This window comes from Bacillus sp. JJ1521 (genome assembly GCF_036965165.1).
In the GTDB taxonomy this organism is placed as follows: domain Bacteria; phylum Bacillota; class Bacilli; order Bacillales; family Bacillaceae_L; genus Ferdinandcohnia.
Genome location: NZ_JBALOX010000046.1, coordinates 1 through 2,863, shown reverse-complemented (window position 1 = coordinate 2,863; position 2,863 = coordinate 1). Strand labels below are relative to the sequence as shown.

Annotated in this window: 6 protein-coding genes; 4 read left to right on the top strand and 2 right to left on the bottom strand. The window is 32.1% G+C overall.

Annotation, left to right across the window (positions count from 1 at the left end; genetic code table 11):
- Nucleotides 1-127 precede the first annotated feature (127 nt).
- The 4 genes from V7147_RS07935 (at nt 128) to V7147_RS07920 (ending at nt 2,307) form a co-directional block, all read left to right on the top strand.
- Complete coding sequence (locus V7147_RS07935; protein WP_335367309.1) at nt 128-487, top strand: YtxH domain-containing protein; 360 nt, start codon at nt 128-130, stop codon at nt 485-487.
- 109 nt (nt 488-596) lie between these two features.
- A complete protein-coding gene (locus V7147_RS07930) occupies nt 597-1,175 on the top strand; it encodes an HTH-type transcriptional regulator Hpr (protein WP_335367308.1) in 579 nt (192 codons plus the stop codon).
- Between the two features lie 313 nt (nt 1,176-1,488).
- Nucleotides 1,489-2,028, top strand: coding sequence for a DUF3267 domain-containing protein (locus tag V7147_RS07925; RefSeq protein WP_335367307.1), 540 nt, complete (start codon nt 1,489-1,491; stop codon nt 2,026-2,028).
- A 99-nt stretch (nt 2,029-2,127) separates the two neighbouring features.
- A complete protein-coding gene (locus V7147_RS07920) occupies nt 2,128-2,307 on the top strand; it encodes a hypothetical protein (RefSeq protein WP_335367306.1) in 180 nt (59 codons plus the stop codon).
- Nucleotides 2,308-2,404: 97 nt separating this feature from the next.
- On the opposite strand, the gene V7147_RS07915 is transcribed toward V7147_RS07920, so the two are convergent.
- Nucleotides 2,405-2,488 carry a YjcZ family sporulation protein gene (locus V7147_RS07915; protein ID WP_335367346.1) on the bottom strand — a complete coding sequence of 28 codons (84 nt, stop codon included), beginning with the start codon at nt 2,486-2,488 and terminating at the stop codon, nt 2,405-2,407.
- 189 nt (nt 2,489-2,677) lie between these two features.
- Nucleotides 2,678-2,863, bottom strand: a 186-nt coding sequence (locus V7147_RS07910) for a hypothetical protein (protein ID WP_335367305.1), incomplete at its 5' end; no start/stop codon positions are given.

Sequence of the window (2,863 nt, the reverse complement as noted above, 5' to 3'; positions counted from 1 at the left end):
CCTAAAAATCGGGCACAAATACACCAAGGTGCATTTGATTGATTTGTAAAAAATATGAAAACAAAAAAGGATTTTTCCATTTTTTGTTGAATTCTGTAAATGATGGTTTCATTAAGGAGTGATTAAGATGACATCAACTAAATCTCTATTTTATGGGTTGTTAATTGGAAGTGTAATCGGTGGTGTTTCCGTCCTATTAAGTGCGCCATCTTCTGGAAAAGAATTTAGAAGGACTTTGAGAAATAATCAAAAACATATTACCGATACATTGTCTCAGGTAGTTTCTGAAGGGAAATCCGTTACGGAACAAGTTTCTAAGTCAACGATACAAGCGGTAAATACAATAACAGAGGTTTCTGGCGAATTTACGAATTCGATTTATCATTGGAAAAAAGAGATTGAAGGTAATCAAAAAAATATTCAAAAAGAACTTTTAGAAATAGAAAGCGCTTTAGAAAAGCTCGAAAAAGTGGTTACAACCAAGTGAACTCAAAATTTTTTCACCAAATTGAAAAATTTCGTAAATTTACATCTTTATTAATTTTTATTTTATTGGCATAATAGTAATAAGAGAAAATAGAAAAGTGGGTGAATCTATGAAACATGACGAAAAAATGGCTTCCATCAAAGAAGCGCTCCTTTTTAGTCAGAGAATCGCACAACTTAGTAAGGCATTATGGAAGTCTATTGAAAAGGACTGGCAACAATGGATCAAGCCTTATGACTTAAATATTAATGAGCATCATATTATTTGGATAGCATATCATTTGAAAGGTGCTTCTATTTCAGAGATTGCTAAGTTTGGAGTTATGCATGTTTCGACTGCATTTAACTTTTCTAAAAAGCTGGAGGAACGTGGACTATTACAATTTTCAAAAAAGGAAAATGATAAGCGTAACACGTATATCGAGTTGACTCCAGAAGGAGAAGAAATCTTTTTGAAAATTGTGGAAGCCTATAATCCAAGTAAAAATGGGGTATTAGAAGGGGCAATTCCACTAAAAAAACTTTATGGAAAGTTTCCGGAGATTGTGGAAGTAATGAGCATTGTCCGCAATATTTACGGAGATGATTATATGGAAATCTTCGAAAAGTCTTTCAAAAATTTCGAGGATGACTTTATCGAGGTAAACGGCAAACTTTACAAACGAGTTGAAGAAAAATTAGAAATGTAAATTTGTTGCTGAGGATCTAAATTGGGGTTTAAGGATTCCATACAATACGAGTTAAAAGCGGTGTGAATTAGACAAATCTCTCCGCTTTTATTTTTGTTTATCTATGCTCAAATTTTCACAAATATACTACTTAAAAAAATGCGGAAAAAGTCGAAAAATCAAGTATTTTATCGTTCTTTTGGATACCTATTGCATTTTTGTTAGAAACAAAGTAAAGTAATTTAGTAAGTTTAGAGTATCTAATTTAACATTTCATTATTTGGATATGATTTCTACTTATTTTACTTCATATGATTGCGGATGGTGATTTAGTATGACATGCTGGAAAACCATTAATCTTTCAAAGGATTATGGATTCCATCGAATTATATTGATATCCTTGATATCAATGTTCATAGCATTTATTCTCTTTTATTTGCCAATGAATCTTATGTATTCTTCTATTAAACTTAAAGAAGATGGATCAATTTATTTTTTATTAGCTTTATTAATGATTTATCCGTTACATGCGTCTTTGCATGTTTTACCATTCTGGATGACTGGTAAGAAGCTTGCCGTAACATTTAAATGGATGTACGGAATCATTCCAATTGTTTCAACACGTTCAAAACATTCACTTTCTAAATCGTTTATTATTTTTGTAATGGGTACACCATTTTTATTCATTACAGTTCTTATGCTTAGTGCATGTGTTGTATTTCCTGGTTATATTCATTATTTTTCTATTATTGCAGCGATCAATTTTGGTTTATGTGTTCCTGACTTTATTTATTTAGGTCAGTTTATTAAGGCGCCAAAATCTTGTACGGTAGAGGAAATAGAGGACGGCTATGATATCTTAATCAACAATTAAGCTTTTTTATGCAAGGGGTGCTAAAATAAAGCTAAAGACTTCGGTGTTGATTTTAGATTTTTATGAGTCAAGGTGCATTTGAAGATTGGGGGATTAGGAGTGATCTTATTTTATATTCCATTTGCTGCTTTTATATTGTTTTATATTAATCAAATGACTTACCGGCTATGTGAGCAAAAAGAAATTCCTGATGACCGCCAGCCAAAAGTATATCGAACAATCAATATTTTAATTACCATCTTACTTATTTCCTCTTATGTGGAGGTCTTGTTAACGTAAGAATGGAAAAAGGATGACCTCAGGTTGGGTCATCCTTTTTCATTTGGGTAAACATTATTTCATGTTTATACTTTTTGCTATTCACAAAAAGTATTTCTTAGAACCAAGCTGCACCAACGATGACTAATAGGATGAATAATACTACGATTAGCGCAAATCCACCTGCGTATCCTCCGCCCATGATAACACCTCCATTTTTCTTAATACGATATTTTATGCGAAATCATTTGTGAACGAATAGGCAGTTGTCACGCCTTTAGGAATTCTTTCTCAAATTATCCAACTGTTTGAACCATTGAAGGCTAAAGCCTTTATTATTCAGTTCACTATATCCTATTCAGGGAAAGCCTACCTGACTGTGCGAATGTCCCTATTTTTGAATAACTTTAAAGAAAATGTTTTCTTTCTTTTTTAAAAGTATGTTATAGTAATTTTTGTAGCCTTGGACAAATCGTATATAAAAATTGTACATAGTAGGAGTGTGGGTAATGAAGAAATCAATAATTGCTCTAACCGCGGCGGTAGGTATTTTTGGCTTAAGTGCATGTAACAATGC